The sequence below is a fragment of the Photobacterium rosenbergii genome, from assembly GCF_033022775.1.
GTDB lineage: Bacteria > Pseudomonadota > Gammaproteobacteria > Enterobacterales > Vibrionaceae > Photobacterium > Photobacterium rosenbergii_A.
Window position 1 is genome coordinate 1 of the sequence record NZ_JAWJZI010000035.1, and the last position, 17,515, is coordinate 17,515.

Here is a 17,515-nt window from a genome sequence, read left to right on the forward strand (position 1 = left end):
GTAGTTCAGTTGGTTAGAATACCGGCCTGTCACGCCGGGGGTCGCGGGTTCGAGTCCCGTCCGCTCCGCCACTTATTTGAGAGTCGTCTCATTAAACACGAACAACAGGGGTATAGCTCCAATTGGCAGAGCAGCGGATTCCAAATCCGCGTGTTGGGAGTTCGAATCTCTCTACCCCTGCCACCTTCGAAGCCTCAGCAGAAATGCTGGGGCTTTTTTACATCTGTTGCTTCTGCAAAGCAATGTTGGGAGCTGGAGCGCCAGCCCGGTCGAATCTCCGGGATGCCGGCCTAGTCCACCCCCTACCATCTTCAAGGCCTCAGCAGAAATGCTGAGTTTTTTGCATCTGTTGCTTTTCAATAAAGACGCCCTCAAGTGAGGGCGTATTATGAATCAATAGTTTTTACAGCTAACGGCTTCCGGGCGGCAGAACATTTCATCATGATCGCTGATGCACTGGTTGACGACCTTAGCAATTGCCTTCCCCCGACTGGATGAACGGCCTTTATATGTTTCGCCAAAGATGCTCATTTTGCATTGGTACATTCGGTCATGGCGATCGTAATCTTGCTTGTGATCAAGCTCCCTTTCAAGGCTATCTACACGTTGGGTCAGCAAGCGAATTTGGTATTCCAGCTCTTTGATTCGCTGATCTGTATTATTGCTTGCCGCATGGGTTTGTGTGGTTACAAAAAGGCTGAGTGCCAGTAAGGGCAGTATTTTCTTAAACATAGTATTGCTGGATCTTTAAATTGAACAATGTTTTATTTGTGTTTGATGGTAGCAAAATATCACTTGATTTGGAATGTGAAACACTTTGAATGGGGTGGGTTGTGTACAGTGTTTGACCCGAAATTGACAAAAATAGCTGCGAAAAAGATGTGTTAGATGGTATCTTGTGGCTTTTTCAGGTTAAGCAAAATTGGAGTTACCATGCCGCACCTGCGTTTCAGAGCCGTTGAATTTGATCATGTGAAGGCGCTGTCGACCAAACTGGTTGACGATCTGCAGCCGCTAATGGCTTGTCCTCGTGAGGATTTTACCCTTGAGCATATCTCAACCACTTTCATTTTTGATGGTGAGGTATCCGATGCCTACCCGTTTGTGGAGGTGCTGTGGTTTGATCGTGGCCAGGAGGTTCAGGATCAGGTTGCTGAGCTTATCACCAAGGCTGTGCGTGCTGAACTTGAGGAACCAGAACAGGATGTTGCGGTAATATTCTCAGCGCTGACGCCGTCAGCATATTATGACAACGGTAGTCATTACTGATACTTAAAGCGGCCAATAGGCCGCTTTCCTTACTGTGGTAGCTTGTTTTAAGTCAGTTGTTGGTTGGGTAGGTAAGATGTCGCGTTATACTAAGGTTGTAGCAGGATTGGGGGTTGTCGCAGGAGCGTTGGGGATCAGTACGGGCGTGTCGTTTGATGTGTCTGAAGTACCTGAGGTCAGTGCCAATGTGTTGGCACCACAGTTCTCGTTCAACTGTATAAAAAGCGATGTGGCCATGCCGTTGGATAACGATGGTTCGTTTTCGGTATCGGTGTGGAATATCTACAAGCAACAGAAGGACAACTGGCGCAGCGAACTGGAAAGGTTCAGCCAAAATAGCGGCTTGGTATTGCTCCAAGAAGCGAGCTTGACCACTGAGCTGAAAGATTACTTGGACGATACCCAGTGGAAAGTCAGAATGGCTAATGCCTTCAAGTTCCTCAACACCCCGGCAGGGGTGATGAACTTGTCCTCGGTCAATGCTAGGACGACTTGTGCTTACCTAGCAATGGAGCCTTGGCTGCGCCTGCCAAAGTCGGCTTTGCTGTCTGAGTTTGTGCTTTCAAATGGCCAGACGCTGGCGGTGGTTAACCTGCATGGTGTTAACTTTGCCTTGGGCCTGGAGGAGTACAAGGAGCAATTTAGAACGCTAAAGCGGGTATTGGACAAGCATATCGGCCCGGTGATCTTGGCCGGTGATTTTAATACCTGGCGCCAGGCTAGACTGGACGTGGTCGATGAGTTTGCCCGTAGCTTGGGCCTGGAAGATGCGGTATTGCGTCGCGACCAGAGGGTGAAGGTGTTTGGTAAACCACTCGATCACCTATATTACCGAGGACTGGACTTGGTAAGCGCAGAGGCACCGTCAACCGATGCCTCCGATCATAACCCGATCATTGCCAACTTTAGGCTGCAATAATCATTATCGGCCAGACGATCAAGGTCAGTAGCCATGGCAAGGCGGCGACAATGATGCATTTGGCGCGGTCATAGTCTGTCCACGCCGCAACCGCAGCATAGCTCAGGGCGATATACCAAGGTGCCAGCAGAGGTGCCGTAGTCGCAAATGCCGACCAAGGATGATTGAGCGGGAGTTTCAAAAAGCCATTGAGGCTGTTGAGATCGGCTGCATTAGGCAAGAAGTTGCTGGTATTGAACACCGCATTCAGGTAGCTGGCAAAGTCTCCGATGATGGCCGGCAGCATGATGAAGCATGCTGCAGCCAACCATTTTCCAAAGCTGTGCTTGTAGCTATTGCTCTTGGTGGCAAGGTTCAACCATAGCGCCAAAATAAAGATCGCGGCCGTCCGGCCAAAGAAATCACTGAAAACCTCCCCGGCTAACAGCACTTCCTTGGTTAGCCAGGCTTCCTGTACTTGCTGTTCGACGTTCGGCAGTTGCATCATCAGGGTTTGTTGCAACCAATCCATGTCGACATGGTTGAAGTAGCCACCCCAGAAAAAGAACGGGCCGACAATGATCAGCAAATAGGGAAGGAACGCCCATTTAGGGCGTTCATGGACGGCAGCAAAGCAGTCAATCGGTGAGCGGAAGGTATCGAGAACCGCAACAAACGGGTTTTTGGAAGGTGTCATACACTTACCTTGGTAACATCTACATAAAGCTTTAATTGCTGTCCCGGCTTAAGGTACTTCTGGCCACTGATCTGGTTCCATTTCACGACATCGGCAACTTTTACCTTGTAGCGCTGGGCAATGGTACTCAGGTTGTCGCCAGAGCGAACCTTGTAGTAAACCGTTCGGATCACGCCACCTGTCTCACTCGATTTCCATAGGGTCAGCTTCTGGCCGACACGAAGCGGCGAGTTCTTGCTGATCCCGTTCCATCGGGTGATTTGGTCAATAGACACTTTTTGCTGGCGGGCAATGGTCCATAGGCTATCGCCGGATTTGACAGTATAGGTTGTGCGGTAGCCGCTGCCGTGGCTTTGCTGAGTGTTGTTAGCCATGCGGGCAGCAACAGTCTCGCCATCTTGCATTGCAACCGGGATCAGGATGTGGCGGCCAACGCGGATATTGGTGCCGCTCATCTTATTGGCACGCTGGATCTGCTTGGTCGTCGTCTTGTGCTTGCGGGCCAGCACACTCAGTGTATCGCCCGGTTTGACCTCGTAGCGGATCACTTTCATGCCACGGCGACCATTTTCGGCAAAGGCTGCATTGAACTTGTCGACTTTGCTGACTGGCAATAGCAGGTGGCTCGGGCCTTCCGGAGCGGTCGCCCAGCGGTTGTAGCCAGGGTTCAGGCGCTGGATCTCATCCAGAGAGACATTGGCAAACTTTGCGGCCATGGCCAGATCCATCTGGGTTTTTGGCTTAACCAGTTTCACTGCTGGCTCGTTGTCGATTGCAGGAATGCTGATGCCGTATTTATCACGGTTTTGGATCACGTCAGAAACAGCAAGCAGTTTTGGTACATAATCGCTGGTTTCGCGTGGCAGATCGAGCGACCAGAAGTCAGTCGGTTTGCCTGCTGCTTTATTATTGCGGATCGCACGGAATACTCGGCCTTCACCGGTATTGTAGGCCGCAAGGGCGTGGAGCCAGTTACCGTCAAACTTGCGGTTGAGGTACTCGAGTAGATCCAAAGCGGCACGGGTTGATTCCACGACGTCACGACGACCGTCATACCACCAGCTCTGCTCAAGGCCAAAGCTGCGGCCTGTCGGTGCAGTGATTTGCCACAGACCTGCGGCTCGGCCGTGGGAGTAGGCAAACTGATCGAAAGAGCTTTCTACAATCGGAAGCAGGGCAAGCTCAAGCGGGAGGTCGCGCTTCTCGATTTCCTCGGTGATCATATAGAGGAAAGGTTCGGCACGCTGGGCAACGGTATTGAGGTGGCTTGGGTGACGAAGGTACCAGTCACGGTAGTGGATGACGCGTTGGTCGTTGGGGATATCCGCCCTCAGCTGCATGCTGATGCGTTCCCACACATCCTGCTGCTCCTGGGGGGTTGGAATTTTCTTCGGTACAACCACCTGCGGCTTAGGTGTTGGAGTTGGTGTTGTTGCCGTTGGGGCAACCTGGGCCGCAGGATCGTTATTTGTTGTGTTTGTTTCTTCTTCTACTGTATTTGTCGTATTGGTAATTTGGCAACCAGCCAGAAGTAGCGCACTCGCCAAAAAAAATCGGGTTTTCATGTGTCCAGCCTATAGCCAAAATAGTTGGAGATAATACTTGTCCAACCACCTTAGTTACAAGTGACACAGGTCAAAATTCGTCTTTCCAACGGCGCAGTGCGGCGAAGGTCTCTACATCACTATCGTTAACTGCTTTATTTGCCACTGATTTTTTAATACTCGGCTGGTCACAGCGCAGGAACGGATTGATTAATTTTTCTTGTTTCAACGTGCTAGGAATGGTGCTGATCCCTTGCGCACGCATCCTGCTGACTTCTTCGCGGTAACGTTGCAGGTGCGGGTTATCTTGTTCTGCAACAAGGGCAAAGGCGAGGTTGCTGCTGGTGTATTCGTGGGCGCAGTACACTTCGGTTTCGTCTGGTAGGGCACTGAGTTTTTGTAGCGAGGCATACATCTGTTCGGGGGTACCTTCGAACAGTCGGCCACAACCGGCAGAGAACAGGGTATCGCCGCAGAAAAGCTTGCCGTCACCGACATAGGCGACGTGGCCTGCAGTATGGCCCGGAACACCGAGCACCATGAAGCGTTCGCCGAAGATTTCAACCTGATCACCATCGTCGACCGATTGGGAGACGCCTGGGATAGGCTCGGCAGAAGGCGCGACAATATGGATATTCGGGTAACGGCGCTTGAGTTCGCTGATCCCACCGATATGGTCGTGGTGGTGATGGGTGATCAAGATGGCATCAAGCTCCAGCTGCTCTTGCTCTAAGAACGCCAGTACCGGAGTGGCATCACCGGGATCGACCACTACACAGTGGTTATCCGGACTGTGAATCAGCCAGATGTAATTGTCATTGAATGCAGGTATGCTTTTAATGGTCAGCATCTTTGTTTCTCCGGCTTTTTTGCTATTGAGCATCGACTTAGTTTGGAATTGCTATGAAGCCAGCCCGCATATTAAAACATATCGAACCACCGCACACCTGGTCACAAGTGGTCAATGGTGAATGGGCAGCAGAGCTACTGCAGGCCCAGCTTGATGAGTGGTGGCCCAAACTGTTTGGCTACCATATGCTGAAGCTGGGTGGGCTAAGCTGCGAATTGGCCAGTGGCCATTGTAACATCCAGCATCAGATTTGCATTGATAAGTTCAACCCTCTGCATAATGTTGTGGCTGATCCCTTTGCCTTGCCTTTTGTCGAGAAAGCCTTTGATGCCTGTGTGATTGCCCATCAATTAGATTATTGCAGCGATCCCCACCGTCTGCTGCGGGAGGTGGATCGGGTGATTGTTGATGACGGCTATATTCTGATCAGCGGCAATAACCCGGTTAGTGCCTTGGGAATGCGGGGGTTGCTGCCGTGGAACCGTAAGCGATTCCCGTGGAAAGGACGGATGTTCATGCCGATGCGGGTGAAAGACTGGCTCGGCGTGCTCAACTACGAAGTGGTGTTCCATGAGAACTTTGCGATATTGCCTGCCACCCGCCACCAGGCGTGCTCTGCTTGGGTAGAGGGAATGGTGTCGGATAGCTTATCGTCAGTGGGCAGCATGTACCTGATTGTCGCGAGGAAGCGGACTGTTCCTCTCAAGCCAATCAAACCGACGTGGAAGCTGAGGCGGCAGTTGGCACCGCTGGGGATGAACTGCCGCACCAAGGCATCCCGCAAGCAGAAGTGCTAAATCTCAATAGGATTAGCTAGCTTGATAACCGGTGTCGTCTTTTTCCGGTGACTCGGCGGCCGTTCGGGCCAGTTCATCACAGCGTTCGTTTTCAGGGTGGCCGGCATGGCCTTTGACCCAGTGCCAATTAACCTGGTGGCGCTGGGTTTCGTTATCGAGGCGCTGCCAAAGGTCTGCATTTTTAACCGGCTTTTTGTCGGCCGTTTTCCAACCACGCTTTTTCCAGTTGTGGATCCACTGGGTGATCCCCTGGCGGACATATTGGCTATCAGTGGTGAGATCTACCTGACAAGGCTCTTTCAGGCTCGCCAAGCCGACAATCGCAGCCAGAAGCTCCATACGGTTGTTGGTGGTCATGAAAAAGCCTTCGCTGAGTTCTTTTTCATGCTGTTTATAGCGTAACACGGTACCATAGCCGCCTGGTCCCGGGTTGCCGAGACAAGAACCGTCCGTGAAAATTTCTACCTGCTTCGTCATATTTGGTAGTATTCGTCTTAGTTAAAAACTTTAGTCTGACACAATCGTTACTATGAAAGCCACTAATGAACGCATAATCGTATTCGATACTGAGACAACCGGTATGAATATGACCGGTCCTCACTATGAAGGTCACTGCATTGTCGAGATCGGTGCCGTGGAAATCATCAACCGTAAGCTGACGGGCAATACTTTCCACGTCTATATCAAGCCGGATCGCGAAATCGATGCCGAGGCGATTGATGTCCACGGTATTACCGACGAGTTCTTGGTGGATAAACCGACCTATGGTGAAGTGCACCAGGAGTTTATGGACTTCATCCAGGGCGCCGAGCTGGTGGCCCACAACGCGCCCTTCGATATCGGCTTTATGGACTATGAGTTCGGCAAGCTCGATCCGTCGATAGGCAAGACGACAGATTTCTGCAAGGTGACCGATACCCTGGAAATGGCCAAACGCCTGTTCCCGGGTAAGCGTAATAACCTCGATGTGCTCTGTTCCCGTTACGGTATCGATAACTCACACCGTACCCTCCACGGCGCATTACTCGATGCCGAGATCCTGGCCGATGTGTACCTGATGATGACAGGTGGCCAGACATCTCTAGCCCTTAGCAGTGGCAGTGAAGAAAGTGATGCTGGTGCAGAAAACGCAATCCGACGTCTGGCTTCGGGTCGAAAAGCGCTAAAGGTTATCCGGGCTTCTGCCGATGAAATACAAGCGCATGAAGCGCGTTTGGATATTATCGACAAGAAGGGCGACGTGATGTGGCGTCAATAAGGGTATGATGAAGCGATTATGGTTGCTATTGCTGGTATGGCCGCAGCTGTTGTTATGGCCTCTACTTTCGTGGGCTAACGACAGTACGGTAATGTCTTGGCTGGATAATCGCTTCCGGGTTGATCCGACGGTGCAGCAGGTCTCTTTTATGGTCAAGCGTGACCAGAAGAGTAATTCTGTGGTCTTGGTTCGCCCCGATGGCCATAAATATTATGCCTGGCGTCACCCTGATAATGTCTCTTGGTACGAAGAGCCTGGGATGGATATCATTTCTATCGAGAACCCAATGCCCGGACCGTGGCAGGCGGTGGGCAAGGTAAGTCCGAAAAACCAAATTACGGTATTGTCTGATTTGAAGCTGGATGTCGATAATCTGCCGGCAAGACTTTACCAGTCGGAAACCATCAAATTTACCGCCCGCCTGACCCAAAACGGTCAGCCGCTGCAGATGCGCGATTTTCTCGACCGCATCAGTTTATCCGTGGTGTTCTATGAATATATCGAAAACCCGGATGATCTCCCTAAAGAAGCCTTGCCGATGCCTATTCCTATGGGGACCTTTGCCGATGATGGTTTGGGTTTTGATGAGGTAGCCGGTGACGGAGAGTTTACGGTTGCGCTTCCTGTTGAGCTACAGCCGGGTAAGTACACGGTCAAGGTCAGCTCCAGCAATGGCATCTTCTTGCGCACGGTCGAGCAGGAAGTGCTGGTCTACCCACCACCGATTAATGCCAGCTTTATCCAAGGCCGAGGGCAACAAGAAGCTCACCAAGTGGTCATTAGCGGCGAAGAAGGGGCGTTGAAAACCGGCTCCTTGGCGGCCCATATTGAGCAGGTGAGCTTTGAAGGTGAAACCACCATCAGCCAGCAAGCGGCTTTGCCTGATGAGGAAAGGCTAACGGTATGGTTGCCAAATGGTGAATTACCGGGGCGCTATACATGGTCTGGCTGGCTCTATGCCACCGATAGCTTCAGTGATCGCGAGTTGATTTTCCAACTCCCTGAAAGCCATTTTGCCGTTCAGGCAGAACTACAGCTGGATCGTAATCTCAATGCCTTCCGCGAGCAGCAGGAAGCCAAGGAGCGACAGGCGGAATTTGCCAGGCTCGAAGCCGAACGTCAGGCCGCCCGCTCCAAGGCAATGAAAATTATAGCCTTGGCCAATGTGTTGGTGATTGTGCTGGTGGCTGTCGGTGCTGTGCTATGGCGCAAGCGCAAAGTGAAGAAAGCAATGGAAAGTGCAGAGCTCAGTGTGCCCGGTAGCTAATATGTAGCTTATCGACTGAGACAAATAAAGAAGGGAAGCCGATATGGCTTCCCTCTTGCTTTTATTTCGTTTGGTATGGATTAAGCCGCGATTTCCTTAGGGGTCGGTTGGTAAGGTTTGGCTGCAAGCTCTTGCGGGTCGAAGTCATCGACGTTGATAGTGCGTAGTCGACCTTCTTCGGCACGGCAGAGGAGCTCGGCTTCTTCAGGGTTGATAACGTTGAGCTCAAGCCCTTTCTCGGCCACTTTGTCGAGCTGCATGAACGGCATTTTCTTACCGGCAGCCTTACAGACACGGTCGTAAATTGGTTCGGCGGCAAGAATATCGCACAACGTTGCTTCGATCATACCCACTGCATTGTTGGCCGTTGCTTCGAGGTACTGGTTACGGCCAATGCGGCTGCGGGTTTCACTCGGAGTCTGAATGATCCTTGCGACTTTGTGATCCAATTTATCGGATGGGCGAACACGGCCCAGGCCTAGTGGGAACACCATGGTGCGAAGCAGTGCCGCAACCGGACGGTTCGGGAAGTTACGCAGGAACTCATCCAAGGCTTCCTGGGTCTGGTAGAGTGCATCTTGCAGCCCCCAGTGTACCAATGGTAGATCTTCGGCTTTCGCGCCTTCATCGGTATAGCGCTTGAGGGTTGCCGAGGCCAAATACAGCTGGCTCAACACATCACCCAGACGGGCCGACAGACGCTCTTTGCGCTTGAGCGAACCGCCCAATACCGCCATTGAAATGTCAGCCAGTAGGGCCAAGTTGGCGCTGTAGCGGTTGAGTTGCTGGTAGTAGCGGGTGGTTTGATCTTTTCTCGGTGCTGCCGAGCCACGACCATCAGTGAGGCCGAACCAGAAAGAGCGAACCATATTACTGATCACAAAGCCAACATGGCCGAACAGCGATTTATCAAACTCCTGCAGGGCTCTTTCGGCATCTTCATCATAGGCCGCGTTGATCTCGTTGAGGACATATGGATGGCAGCGGATCGCCCCCTGGCCAAAGATGATCATTGAGCGGGTCAGGATGTTAGCCCCCTCTACGGTGACCGCGATCGGTGCACCTTGGTAACCTCGAGCGAGGAAGTTACTCGGCCCCATACAGATCCCTTTACCGCCGACAATATCCATGGCGTCGATAACACTGCGCTGGCCGCGGTGGGTACAGTGGTATTTCACTATTGCCGAAATCACCGACGGTTTTTCGCCAAGGTCGATACCGGCAACCGTAAAGTTGCTGGCGGCATCCATGACATAGGCGTTACCGGTGATACGGGCCAATGGCTCTTCGATACCTTCCATCTTACCAATCGGCAGTTTGAACTGGCGGCGGATGCGGGCATAGGCACCGGTTGCCATCGCAGCAGTTTTCAAGCCACCGGTTGAGTTGGAAGGCAGGGTGATACCACGGCCGACAGATAAACATTCAACCAGCATACGCCAGCCTTGACCTGCCATTTCCTGACCGCCGATGATGAACTCGATAGGGACAAAGACCTTATCGCCTTGAGTGGGGCCGTTCTGGAATGGGATATTTAGCGGGAAGTGACGGCGACCAATATCGACGCCATCAATATCGGTTGGGATCAGGGCGCAGGTGATCCCCAGCTCTTCCTCGTCACCAAGGAGATGGTCCGGGTCGAACAACTTGAATGCTAGACCCAATACCGTAGCGACTGGCGCCAGGGTGATATAGCGTTTGTTCCAGGTCAGCTCCATACCAAGCACTTCTTCTCCCTGCCAGGTCCCTTTCTTGACGATACCGAAATCAGGGATCGAGCCTGCGTCAGAACCCGCTTCAGGGCTGGTCAGGGCAAAACAAGGGATTTCTTTACCTTCGGCTAAGCGAGGTAGGTAATGGTCTTTTTGATCTTTGGTGCCGTAGTGCTGCAGCAGCTCACCCGGACCCAATGAGTTGGGTACACCGACCGTTGAGGATAATACAGCAGAAACACCGGTCAGCTTTTGCAACACCAGTGACTGGGCATAGGCTGAAAACTCAAGACCACCATATTCTTTTTTGATGATCATCGCGAAGAATTTGTGATCTTTCAGGTACTGCCAAACTTCCGGTGGCAAGTCGGCTAATTCATGGGTGACCTGGAAGTCATTGACCATACGGCACACTTCGTTAACCGGGCCGTCAAGAAAGGCTTTCTCCTCAGGGCTTAGGCGCGGGGCAGGGATATCGTGCAGCTTGTTCCAGTCTGGCGCGCCACGGAACAAGTCCGCTTCCCACCATACCGTACCGGCATCGATGGCTTCTTTTTCGGTGCGTGACATTTCAGGCATGACTTTCTTGAATGCCTCGAGCGCACGGCGGCTCAGTAGCGAGCGGCGTAGGGAAGTAATATTTAGCGGTATAGCAATAGCAAGGAAAGCCAGCCAGCTGAACTGACCGGTAACATCCAGTAAGGTGCCCGCAGCCAGTGCCGCAGCAATAGCTACGGTGAAGGTGCGCAGGTTTGCCCGGTGGTAAGCCAGCACACCGGTTATACCAATCAGCCCCAGTAGGTACACGAGTGTAACCATTTTCAATCTCCTTATTTGGGCGTTGCTTTATTATATTTTGGGTACATTTTATGCAAGGTAAGAGGTCTAACCACTTGTGTTAAGTGTAATGTTGTTTTTAATGAAATGTAAAATAATTTTCCGTTCTGAAAGTGTGCAGTTACGTAAAGATGTCTTGTCATTGCTTGTAAAATAAGGGTTTGATCGAGATCAGCGGGAAGGAAAAAAGTACTTGCGTTAATTCCTCATACAATTAAGATCCCGTGACATAGTTCACGTATTACTAGGAACACGGCATCGAAGCCGCATTTTCGTGAATTTTCAGGGAGTGAACGAGGCGACGCAAAGTGGCCTTTTTCATTGTTGCCTTTCCCGAACTCCGACTGACAGTTGCCCGCCGGATCCCACTCTCGGGATGACAGCTACATTTTTCTATTTAACCAAACGGTAACAAGCCGCGTGGGCTTTCGTCGTTTCCGTTTGGAAGGGGTTTTCCGTGTTGTTATTTGATGCGTTTAGACAGGCTTGGCGGGAAGGTTTCTCCCTTTCGTCATTACGGTCCGATATTGTTTCTGGTGTCACCGTCGGTGTGGTGGCGATTCCCTTGGGTATGGCATTGGCGATAGCAGTCGGTGTCCCGCCTCAGCATGGCCTATATACCGTTATCGTGGCTGGCCTATTGGCTGCATTGCTGGGTGGCTCCCGTTTTAATATCACCGGCCCGACAGCGGCATTTGTGGTGATCCTTTTGCCTATCACCCAGCAATACGGGCTTTCTGGCTTGATGCTGGCAACCATGATGTCCGGGGTAATTCTGCTGCTGATGGGCGTCTTGCGCCTCGGCCAGCTGGTGGCTTATGTTCCGTATCCGGTGACAACCGGCTTCACCGCAGGTATCGGCTTGACGATTGCCTTCCTGCAACTAAAGGATTTGCTTGGCCTCAGCGTGGCAACCAACCCTATCCATTTCCCGGAAAAAGTAGTGGCTTACGCCAATGCGATGCCGACGCTGAACATGGCTGATGCGCTGGTGGGGGGAGTGACGATTGCTGTCTTTATTCTGTGGGCCAAACTGAAAACCAAGGTGCCGGCCCATGTTGTCGCCCTGTTGGCGGGTACGCTAGTGGCCTTGTTTGTCAACCAAATGGGCGGAAACCATGTTGGCCTGCTCGGCGAAAAATTCCATTATCAAATTGGTGACTTGGTTGGCCAGGGGATCCCACAGGTGCTGCCGCAGCTGGTGATGCCATGGCAGGGCGGTCATTTTTCATGGGATCTGGTAATTGAGCTGCTGCCAGCGGCATTTACTATTGCCATGCTAGGTTGTATCGAATCCTTGCTGTGCGCGGTGGTGGCCGATGGCATGACCGGGACTAAACACAACCCCAATGCCGAGTTGGTCGGCCAAGGCTTAGCCAATATTGTCGTTCCGTTCTTTGGCGGGATCCCGGCCACTGCCGCCATTGCTCGTACCGCAACCAACATTAGGGCTGGTGCATTCTCGCCACTTTCTGCCATAGTCCATGCTCTGTTTGTGCTGGCTGCGATGATCGCTTTGGCTCCGATGCTCTCTTATGTCCCTATGAGTGCGCTGGCAGGCCTGCTGATCATGGTGGCGTGGAATATGTCTGAGGCGCTGCACTTTGTGCATACCCTGAAAATAGCGCCGCGCAGGGATGTGGCTGTATTGCTGACCTGCTTTACCCTGACGGTTGTGTTCGACATGGTGGTCGCCGTGGTGGTGGGGCTGCTGCTAGCCGGGGTGCTTTTCATCCAGCGGATTGCCTCGCTGACCACGGTCGACCGGGTTGCCGGCGGGCACCCCCACCAGAGCTTTGGCGAGGATGTGGTGGTCTATGACATCAACGGCCCGCTGTTTTTTGCCGCCAGCGAAAAAGCCTTGTCGGTGATTGACTACACGGCACCGGAGACTCAGGCCGTGGTATTGGATTTCACTGATGTCACCACCATTGATATTACCGCAATTAATGCACTGGAAAACGCCATTGACCGGATCCGTGAGTACCCGGTTTACCTGCTTGGGGTAGCTGCGCATATCGAGAAAAAGCTGGCAGCAGCCGGTCTTCTGACAGTGGATAACGTCGCATGTTGTGGCTCTGCCGAGTCATTACGTGAACATTTGGCGATAAAGACTCACAATGTTCAATCTAAGGAGTCGACACTTCCAAGCGTTTCTTTGTACACTGCTAGTTGATAATAATTTTTGATAAGACAGAGAAGGTCCTATGTATCAAGACACCATCCGCGCCGAGTTGACGGAAGCGGCAGAAGTCCTCAACCGTTTTTTAAGCGATGACAAGAATATTGCTGATATCGAAGCAGCTGCCAAACTTTTGGCCGAGTCGTTTAAGCAAGGTGGCAAGGTGTTGTCTTGTGGTAACGGCGGATCTCACTGTGATGCGATGCATTTTGCCGAAGAGCTAACAGGACGTTACCGCGAAAACCGTCCGGGTTACCCTGGGATCGCGATTTCTGATCCGAGCCACCTGTCTTGTGTGAGCAATGACTTCGGCTACGAGTCGGTATTTTCCCGCTACCTTGAAGCGGTCGGTGCGAAGGGCGATGTCCTGTTCGGCCTATCGACATCGGGTAATTCCGGTAATATCCTGAAAGCTATCGATGCAGCCAAGGCCAAGGGGATGAAAGTGATCGCCTTGACTGGTAAAGACGGCGGCAAGATGGCAGGCTTGGCAGATGTGGAAATTCGTGTGCCGCATTTCGGCTATGCGGACCGTATCCAGGAAGTACATATCAAGATCATTCACATCTTGATTATGCTTATCGAAAAAGAAATGGCGGAATAATCCAGTCTTGATGACTGGTGCAACAGAGGAAGGGCATAAAGGACTATGTGTGAATTACTTGGCATGAGCGCCAATGTGCCAACAGATATATGCTTTAGTTTCACCGGCTTGATGCAGCGTGGCGGTAATACTGGTCCACATCGCGACGGCTGGGGGATCACCTTTTACGAAGGCAAAGGGTTTAGGACCTTCAAGGATCCGAACCCGAGCTGTAAATCACGTATTGCAGAGTTGGTACAGGAATACCCGATCAAGAGCTGTGCGGTGGTCAGCCATATCAGGCAGGCAAACCGTGGTGGTGTGAGCTTGGAAAACACCCATCCGTTTACCCGTGAACTATGGGGGCAATACTGGACCTTTGCTCACAATGGGCAGTTGACGGGTTATCAAGATCTCGATACTGGGCGATTCAAGGCGGTCGGTGATACCGACAGCGAAATTGCCTTTTGCTGGTTGCTTAAGCAGCTGGATGATAGGTTCCCGGATACACCGGATGACTGGGAGGCGGTATATCGCTTGCTAGCGGAAAGTTGCGATACGCTTCGTGAGCTGGGTGTATATAACATGCTGCTGAGCAATGGTGAGTACGTACTAACATATTGTACTAATAACCTCCATTGGATCACCCGTCGGGCACCGTTCGGTAAGGCGTCTTTGATTGATGAAGATGTGACGATTGATTTCCATGAAGAGACGACACCTAATGATGTCGTGACGGTTATTGCCACCCAGCCGCTAACCAATGATGAAAGCTGGCACAAGATGGAAGTCGGGGAGTTCAATGTTTTCCACTTCGGCGAGCAGGTCTTCAATCGGACGGTATAATATCTAAGATGCAGCACCTAAGGTGCAGGATCTAAGGTATAGCATCTAAGGTGTAGCATCGAAATAGAGAAATAAAAAACGCGACGTAATGTCGCGTTTTTTTTATGCCTGCAGGGCCTGCCAACAAAGCCGATTACTCATCGGTCGCATAGCCGGACAGGGGCAATGGCAAACCATCAAGTACCGCTTTTCCGTCGGTCATCACAACACGGTCTTGCAGACACCAGTTGGCAACCATCGGGTAGATGCGGTGCTCTTGCTCTTGCACGCGCGCCATCACTTCATCGGCGGTGTCACCGGCAAAAATCGGCACTTTGGCCTGGAGGATCACCGGGCCACCATCGAGCTCTTCAGTGACGAAATGGACACTGGTGCCATGTTCGTCGTCACCGGCGTCGATAGCGCGCTGGTGGGTGTTAAGCCCGGTATATTTCGGCAGCAGGGAAGGATGGACATTGAGCATCCGCCCCTGGTAGTGGCGAACAAAATCGCCGCTAAGGATACGCATGAAGCCGGCTAGGATCACCAGATCCGGCTGGTAGCTGTCGATACGCTCGGCCATAGCCAGGTCAAACGCAGCACGATCAGCATAGTCTGCCGCACAAAGATGCAGGGCATCAATACCTGCTTGGCGGGCACGCTCTAATCCGTAAGCGTCAGCCTTGTTGGACAATACCGCACTGATGCGGGCGTCCTTGATGATGCCTGACTCGCAGGCATCAATCATCGCTTGAAGGTTAGAGCCGTTGCTTGAGATAAGAACAACGATATTCTTCATCGCTTACAGGATCTCCACCTGCTCTTCGCCTTCGTTGGCGTTGGCAATGTGGCCAAGTAGCCAAGCCTGCTCGCCTTCGGCATTGAGGATACTGATCGCTTGTTCTGCCTGTGCTTTAGGCAGGGCAATCACCAGGCCTACACCACAGTTGAAGGTACGGTACATTTCGTAGGTATCCACGTTACCGGCTTCCTGTAGCCAGTTGAACACAGCAGGCCATTGCCAGCTGTTGCCATCAACCACCGCTTTGCTACCTGCTGGCAGTACGCGTGGGATATTTTCCCAGAAGCCGCCGCCAGTGATGTGGGAAATTGCGTGAACATCACAGCTTTCCATCATTTTGAGGGTCGACTTAACGTAGATTTTAGTTGGCTCAAGCAGGTGCTCAGACAGGGCTTTGCCTTCTAGCTCCTGGCTTAGATCGGCATTTGAAACCTCAAGAATTTTACGGATCAGCGAGAAGCCGTTCGAGTGTGGACCGCTTGATGCTACGGCGATAAGCGCGTCGCCTTCAGCGACCTTGCTGCCATCAATGATGTCAGCTTTCTCAACCACACCGACACAGAAACCGGCAACATCGTAGTCTTCACCGTGGTACATGCCCGGCATTTCAGCAGTTTCACCACCGATTAGTGCACAGCCTGACTGGATACAACCTTCACCGATACCGGCTACCACGTCAGCAGCCGTATCTACGTCTAGCTTGCCTGTTGCGTAGTAATCAAGGAAGAACAGCGGCTCGGCACCCTGTACGATCAAATCGTTGACACACATAGCAACCAGATCGATACCGATAGTGTCGTGCTTGTTCAGATCCATTGCCAGGCGCAGTTTTGTTCCAACACCGTCTGTACCAGATACCAAAACTGGCTCTTTGTACTTGGTCGGCAGGCTGCACAATGCGCCGAAACCGCCAATACCGCCCATCACCTCAGGACGGTGGGTGCGTTTTACCACCCCTTTAATACGATCAACTAATGCATTACCTGCATCGATATCAACACCAGCATCTTTGTAGCTAAGAGAAGAGTTATTGCCGCTCACAGGAGTTTCCTCAACGTATTAAAGTAAAAAAGCGGGGGTATGATAACAGCAGTCAGGGCGGAAAGGAAAACGTTTGCGTCAATATTTGTCACTGGGTGTTTCCTGAGCAAATAACAGCTGCACCCCTACCAGAGCGCAAATGGTCTAGTGTATAATAGTGCGATTTTTTGAAATTTATTTGCCCAGGAGTCAGAGATGAAAGTCGTTGAGGTTAAACACCCACTAGTAAAACATAAGATTGGTCTTATGCGCGAAGGTGACATCAGCACGAAACGTTTCCGTGAGCTAGCAACGGAAGTAGGCAGCTTGCTGACGTATGAAGCGACTTCAGACTTCGAAACAGAAAAAGTTACCATTGAAGGCTGGAATGGTCCAGTTGAAATTGACCAGATCAAAGGTAAAAAAGTAACGGTTGTGCCAATCCTTCGTGCTGGCCTAGGTATGATGGACGGCGTACTTGAGCACATGCCAAGCGCACGTATCAGTGTTGTCGGTATCTACCGTGACGAAGAAACCCTAGAGCCTGTACCATACTTCAACAAGCTGGCATCAAACATCGACGAGCGTATTGCACTGGTTGTTGACCCAATGCTGGCAACAGGTGGCTCTATGATCGCCACGCTTGATTTGCTGAAAGAGCAAGGCTGTAAGCAGTTCAAGGTACTGGTTTTGGTTGCTGCTCCTGAAGGTATTGCCGCGCTTGAGAAAGCACACCCAGATGTAGAGCTATACACTGCCGCTATCGATGAGAAGCTGAACGACAAAGGCTACATCGTACCTGGCCTAGGTGACGCGGGTGACAAAATCTTCGGTACCAAATAAGTTCTGAAGCACCGCTGAAAGACAAAAAAGCCGGATTGTTATCCGGCTTTTTTTAGGTTCATCTCGGATCTCCGGGGAAGACTGACCGAATTTTCAGAAAGAAGTATGCAGTATCACGATAGCCATAGGCC

17 protein-coding genes and 1 tRNA gene are annotated in these 17,515 nt (G+C 51.7%); 10 read left to right on the forward strand and 8 right to left on the reverse strand.

What is annotated here, in order from left to right; genetic code table 11:
• The first annotated feature begins 106 nt into the window (after positions 1-106).
• Positions 107-183 (forward strand) — tRNA-Trp (locus tag R2X38_RS26250).
• 210 nt (positions 184-393) lie between these two features.
• On the opposite strand, the gene R2X38_RS26255 is transcribed toward R2X38_RS26250, so the two are convergent.
• Complete coding sequence (locus tag R2X38_RS26255; protein WP_317525299.1) at positions 394-732, reverse strand: hypothetical protein; 339 nt, start codon at positions 730-732, stop codon at positions 394-396.
• A 201-nt stretch (positions 733-933) separates the two neighbouring features.
• Here R2X38_RS26255 and R2X38_RS26260 point away from each other — a divergent pair, with 201 nt between their 5' ends.
• Complete coding sequence (locus tag R2X38_RS26260) at positions 934-1,269, forward strand: DUF1904 domain-containing protein (protein WP_107300976.1); 336 nt, start codon at positions 934-936, stop codon at positions 1,267-1,269.
• Between the two features lie 76 nt (positions 1,270-1,345).
• On the forward strand, positions 1,346-2,188 hold the full coding sequence (locus R2X38_RS26265; protein ID WP_317525300.1) for an endonuclease/exonuclease/phosphatase family protein: 843 nt from the start codon (positions 1,346-1,348) through the stop codon (positions 2,186-2,188).
• On the opposite strand, the gene R2X38_RS26270 is transcribed toward R2X38_RS26265, so the two are convergent.
• The 3 genes from R2X38_RS26270 to gloB all read right to left on the reverse strand — a co-directional run bounded on the left by R2X38_RS26270 (position 2,175) and on the right by gloB (position 5,258).
• Positions 2,175-2,864: a Yip1 family protein gene (locus tag R2X38_RS26270; protein ID WP_317525301.1), complete on the reverse strand. Its 690-nt coding sequence runs from the start codon at positions 2,862-2,864 to the stop codon at positions 2,175-2,177. The two genes, R2X38_RS26265 and R2X38_RS26270, sit on opposite strands and share 14 nt — an antisense overlap.
• On the reverse strand, positions 2,861-4,429 hold the full coding sequence (locus R2X38_RS26275; RefSeq protein WP_317525302.1) for a LysM peptidoglycan-binding domain-containing protein: 1,569 nt from the start codon (positions 4,427-4,429) through the stop codon (positions 2,861-2,863). The genes R2X38_RS26270 and R2X38_RS26275 overlap by 4 nt, the downstream gene beginning before the upstream one ends.
• A 70-nt stretch (positions 4,430-4,499) precedes the next feature.
• The gene (gloB, locus tag R2X38_RS26280; RefSeq protein ID WP_317525303.1) at positions 4,500-5,258 is read right to left on the reverse strand and encodes a hydroxyacylglutathione hydrolase; all 759 of its coding nucleotides are present in this window, start codon (positions 5,256-5,258) and stop codon (positions 4,500-4,502) included.
• 53 nt (positions 5,259-5,311) lie between these two features.
• Between gloB and R2X38_RS26285 the strand changes: the two genes are divergently transcribed.
• On the forward strand, positions 5,312-6,055 hold the full coding sequence (locus tag R2X38_RS26285; protein ID WP_107300981.1) for a methyltransferase domain-containing protein: 744 nt from the start codon (positions 5,312-5,314) through the stop codon (positions 6,053-6,055).
• Between the two features lie 12 nt (positions 6,056-6,067).
• On the opposite strand, the gene rnhA is transcribed toward R2X38_RS26285, so the two are convergent.
• Complete coding sequence (rnhA, locus tag R2X38_RS26290) at positions 6,068-6,532, reverse strand: ribonuclease HI (RefSeq protein WP_317525304.1); 465 nt, start codon at positions 6,530-6,532, stop codon at positions 6,068-6,070.
• 52 nt (positions 6,533-6,584) lie between these two features.
• Here rnhA and dnaQ point away from each other — a divergent pair, with 52 nt between their 5' ends.
• Together dnaQ and R2X38_RS26300 are read left to right on the forward strand one after the other, a co-directional pair.
• On the forward strand, positions 6,585-7,313 hold the full coding sequence (gene dnaQ, locus R2X38_RS26295; RefSeq protein WP_317525305.1) for a DNA polymerase III subunit epsilon: 729 nt from the start codon (positions 6,585-6,587) through the stop codon (positions 7,311-7,313).
• A 7-nt stretch (positions 7,314-7,320) separates the two neighbouring features.
• Positions 7,321-8,580 (forward strand): TIGR03503 family protein, encoded by a 1,260-nt coding sequence (locus R2X38_RS26300; RefSeq protein ID WP_317525313.1) that lies wholly within the window; start codon positions 7,321-7,323, stop codon positions 8,578-8,580.
• Between the two features lie 80 nt (positions 8,581-8,660).
• Here R2X38_RS26300 and fadE read toward each other — a convergent pair whose 3' ends face one another.
• Positions 8,661-11,111: an acyl-CoA dehydrogenase FadE gene (gene fadE / locus R2X38_RS26305; protein WP_317525306.1), complete on the reverse strand. Its 2,451-nt coding sequence runs from the start codon at positions 11,109-11,111 to the stop codon at positions 8,661-8,663.
• A 475-nt stretch (positions 11,112-11,586) separates the two neighbouring features.
• Between fadE and dauA the strand changes: the two genes are divergently transcribed.
• Genes dauA through R2X38_RS26320 form a run of 3 tightly spaced genes read left to right on the forward strand, consistent with a single transcriptional unit; the run spans position 11,587 to position 14,740 of the window.
• Positions 11,587-13,305, forward strand: coding sequence for a C4-dicarboxylic acid transporter DauA (gene dauA / locus R2X38_RS26310; RefSeq protein ID WP_317525307.1), 1,719 nt, complete (start codon positions 11,587-11,589; stop codon positions 13,303-13,305).
• 31 nt (positions 13,306-13,336) lie between these two features.
• Positions 13,337-13,915, forward strand: a complete 579-nt coding sequence (lpcA, locus tag R2X38_RS26315; RefSeq protein ID WP_317525309.1) for a D-sedoheptulose 7-phosphate isomerase — start codon at positions 13,337-13,339, stop codon at positions 13,913-13,915.
• A 45-nt stretch (positions 13,916-13,960) separates the two neighbouring features.
• A complete protein-coding gene (locus R2X38_RS26320; RefSeq protein ID WP_317525310.1) occupies positions 13,961-14,740 on the forward strand; it encodes a class II glutamine amidotransferase in 780 nt (259 codons plus the stop codon).
• A gap of 133 nt (positions 14,741-14,873) precedes the next feature.
• Here the strand turns inward: R2X38_RS26320 and purN are convergent, their stop codons facing one another.
• Both purN and purM read right to left on the reverse strand, forming a co-directional pair.
• Complete coding sequence (gene purN, locus R2X38_RS26325; protein ID WP_317525311.1) at positions 14,874-15,518, reverse strand: phosphoribosylglycinamide formyltransferase; 645 nt, start codon at positions 15,516-15,518, stop codon at positions 14,874-14,876.
• Positions 15,519-15,521: 3 nt separating this feature from the next.
• Positions 15,522-16,562, reverse strand: coding sequence for a phosphoribosylformylglycinamidine cyclo-ligase (purM, locus tag R2X38_RS26330; RefSeq protein WP_317525312.1), 1,041 nt, complete (start codon positions 16,560-16,562; stop codon positions 15,522-15,524).
• 195 nt (positions 16,563-16,757) lie between these two features.
• Between purM and upp the strand changes: the two genes are divergently transcribed.
• Positions 16,758-17,384, forward strand: a complete 627-nt coding sequence (gene upp / locus R2X38_RS26335) for a uracil phosphoribosyltransferase (protein ID WP_044622620.1) — start codon at positions 16,758-16,760, stop codon at positions 17,382-17,384.
• Positions 17,385-17,515: the final 131 nt, after the last annotated feature.

Coding starts and splice junctions, on each gene's coding strand:
- dnaQ (WP_317525305.1), top strand. CDS start 6,585: ATGAAAGCCACTAATGAACGCATAATCGTATTCGATACTGAGACAACC.
- gloB (WP_317525303.1), bottom strand. CDS start 5,258: ATGCTGACCATTAAAAGCATACCTGCATTCAATGACAATTACATCTGG.
- R2X38_RS26285 (WP_107300981.1), top strand. CDS start 5,312: ATGAAGCCAGCCCGCATATTAAAACATATCGAACCACCGCACACCTGG.
- upp (WP_044622620.1), top strand. CDS start 16,758: ATGAAAGTCGTTGAGGTTAAACACCCACTAGTAAAACATAAGATTGGT.
- R2X38_RS26275 (WP_317525302.1), bottom strand. CDS start 4,429: ATGAAAACCCGATTTTTTTTGGCGAGTGCGCTACTTCTGGCTGGTTGC.
- rnhA (WP_317525304.1), bottom strand. CDS start 6,532: ATGACGAAGCAGGTAGAAATTTTCACGGACGGTTCTTGTCTCGGCAAC.
- R2X38_RS26270 (WP_317525301.1), bottom strand. CDS start 2,864: ATGACACCTTCCAAAAACCCGTTTGTTGCGGTTCTCGATACCTTCCGC.
- R2X38_RS26320 (WP_317525310.1), top strand. CDS start 13,961: ATGTGTGAATTACTTGGCATGAGCGCCAATGTGCCAACAGATATATGC.
- R2X38_RS26265 (WP_317525300.1), top strand. CDS start 1,346: ATGTCGCGTTATACTAAGGTTGTAGCAGGATTGGGGGTTGTCGCAGGA.
- lpcA (WP_317525309.1), top strand. CDS start 13,337: ATGTATCAAGACACCATCCGCGCCGAGTTGACGGAAGCGGCAGAAGTC.
- R2X38_RS26300 (WP_317525313.1), top strand. CDS start 7,321: ATGAAGCGATTATGGTTGCTATTGCTGGTATGGCCGCAGCTGTTGTTA.
- R2X38_RS26255 (WP_317525299.1), bottom strand. CDS start 732: ATGTTTAAGAAAATACTGCCCTTACTGGCACTCAGCCTTTTTGTAACC.
- R2X38_RS26260 (WP_107300976.1), top strand. CDS start 934: ATGCCGCACCTGCGTTTCAGAGCCGTTGAATTTGATCATGTGAAGGCG.
- fadE (WP_317525306.1), bottom strand. CDS start 11,111: ATGGTTACACTCGTGTACCTACTGGGGCTGATTGGTATAACCGGTGTG.
- purN (WP_317525311.1), bottom strand. CDS start 15,518: ATGAAGAATATCGTTGTTCTTATCTCAAGCAACGGCTCTAACCTTCAA.